Below are 240 nucleotides of genomic sequence, written 5' to 3' on the forward strand. Positions count from 1 at the left end.
GATGAGACCCGCCACCAAGACACCCAGAAGACCGAAATCGACCCACAATTGGATCGCAACGTCATGCGGATGGGCGCTGCCGATCACCGCGGATGCGGCAGGGCCGGCGAGCCCCTTGCTCATCGCGCGTTCGGCATAATAGCCCCAGCCGAGAAGAGGCTCGTGTGGGATGAGTTCGGCAAAGTTCTCCCAGATGGAAAGGCGAATTTCCGCACTCGTCGCATGCACGACATCCTCTGG

The 240-nt window shown here is 60.8% G+C and carries 1 protein-coding gene; it reads right to left on the minus strand.

Translation table 11 applies throughout. The features are described 5' to 3' along the window. Window positions 1-240: O-antigen ligase family protein (locus tag CH341_RS33980; protein ID WP_146604832.1), on the minus strand; the 240-nt coding region annotated here is incomplete at both ends.

It is taken from the genome of Rhodoplanes roseus (assembly GCF_003258865.1).
Classification (GTDB): Bacteria; Pseudomonadota; Alphaproteobacteria; order Rhizobiales; family Xanthobacteraceae; genus Rhodoplanes; species Rhodoplanes roseus.